The sequence below is a fragment of the Actinopolymorpha alba DSM 45243 genome (assembly GCF_000373925.1).
Lineage (GTDB): Bacteria > Actinomycetota > Actinomycetes > Propionibacteriales > Actinopolymorphaceae > Actinopolymorpha > Actinopolymorpha alba.
In genome coordinates this window covers 1-1,919 of sequence record NZ_KB892725.1, presented here as the reverse complement: position 1 = coordinate 1,919, position 1,919 = coordinate 1, and the positions used below count along the sequence as shown (strand labels likewise).

Sequence of the window (1,919 nt, the reverse complement as noted above, 5' to 3'; positions counted from 1 at the left end):
GGGCTTGTCGGGCGGGCACGGTGCCCGTCTCTCACCAGGGCTACGAATGGGAGCGGCGCCGATCGACAGGTCCGTCGGAGAATTTCTGAGTCTTTTCGAACCGCCGCCTCGATGTGTCACTCCCGACCGGAGTCGCCGTCACCTCCGTGGCCGCCCGGCGGGAACGACAGTGTCGCCCGGACGACGACGGGCCACGTACTGGCCTGGGCTCGAACGACGACCGGTCAACTGGGCGTCGGCAAATCTCCTCGAGTCCGACACCGGACTTCTGCGGCCATCAGTGCCCAGCGACAGCGAGGGTGGCGGGCGGACCTGGAAACATTGGACTCAAGTCACAGAACCTACGCAGCGCGCCGGTGCGAACCCGGCGCGACACCCGCTCGAACATGATCAAGACAAGCGGCAAGGATGATTCGACATGAAGATCGGCGTCATCGGTACCGGGCAGTTCGCCCGCAGTTTCATCTCGTTGTGGCAGATGCATCCCGACGTCGAGGCGGTCTACGCCTGTGACATCGTTCCCGAGCGGGCCAAGGAGCACCAGGAGAAGTACGACCTGGCCGGCACGTTCGCCGACGTCGAGGAGATGCTGGCCTCCGACGTGGACTCGGTGGCGGTGCTGACCCAGCGCTGGACGCACGGCCCGCTGGTGTTGCAGGCGCTGGAGGCCGGCAAGAACGTCTACTCCGCGGTGCCGATGGCGATCACCGCCGACGAGATCAAGGCGATCATCGACAAGGTCACCGAGACCGGCCTGATCTACATGATGGGCGAGACCAGCTACTACAACCCGGCCGTGGTCTGGGCCCGTGACAAGGTCGCCGAGGGCGCGTTCGGACGGGTGTTCTACGCCGAGGGCGACTACGTCCACGACATGGACAACGGCTTCTACGCTGCCTACAAGTACAGCGGCGGCGAGGACTGGAAGAAGACCGCCAGCTACCCGCCCATGCTCTACCCGACGCACGCCATCGGCGGCGTCCTCGGTGCGCTGCCGACGTACGCGACCAGCGTCAGCTGCATCGGCATCCGCGACGATCGCGGCGACGGCGTCTTCGACAAGGACGTGTCGCTGTGGGGCAACGACTTCTCCAACATGAGTGCGCTGTTCCATCTCGCCGACGGCGGCGCGATGCGCACCAACGAGTTCCGCCGGGTCGGTTACTGGAGGGGGCACGAGTCCCGGTTCCGGTTCTACGGCACCGAGTCGGTGATGGAGCAGACCGGTCAGGGCGCCACCTGGAACATCAAGACCGAGGGCGAGGACTACCGCAAGGGCAAAACCCTCGACATCAGCGACCTGTTCTACACCCGCGGCGGTCAGGTGCCGGAGGGCTTCGGAGACGTCGACCCGGCACTGATGCAGAGCTTCGCCTCCGGCAACGCCAAGGTGCAGGACCGAAGCCGGCTGCCCAAGGAGTTCGAGGGGGCGCACAACGGGCACGAGGGCTCCCACCACTTCCTGGCCGACGATTTCGTCCGGGCGGTGACGACCAAGACGCAGCCGCCGGTGAACGCCTGGAAGGCGGCCAGGTTCACGCTGCCGGGTGTGATCGCGTTGGAGTCGGCTCGCCAGGATGGTGCCCGGTTGCCGATCCCGGACTTCGGGGACGGCCCTGAGAATCCTGCCTGGTGAACCCGGCAGCCGCCGGACGGTAACTGGGAGGGGCGCCAGGCTCGACGCGTCGAGCCTGGCGCCCCTCCCAGCACCCGGGTGCGGACGAGTTGTCCGACCGACGAGAGAGGAGCCCTCAGTCTGAGACAGTCCTGTGGCGCCGGAGTAGGCATCGCCTCAGGTGGGCGGCCCAGGTCACGCTGGCTTGCGGGCGAACACGATCTCGGTGTCGCCGGGCCAGTCCCAGAACACGCCGTCGGCTGACTGGGAGGCGAGCAGGGCACGCGTCTCCTCGGCGAAGGCT

At 66.9% G+C, this 1,919-nt stretch carries 1 protein-coding gene; it reads left to right on the top strand.

The window, feature by feature from the left end:
- Positions 1–418 precede the first annotated feature (418 nt).
- On the top strand, positions 419–1,636 hold the full coding sequence (locus B141_RS0106350) for a Gfo/Idh/MocA family protein (protein WP_020574326.1): 1,218 nt from the start codon (positions 419–421) through the stop codon (positions 1,634–1,636).
- Positions 1,637–1,919: the final 283 nt, after the last annotated feature.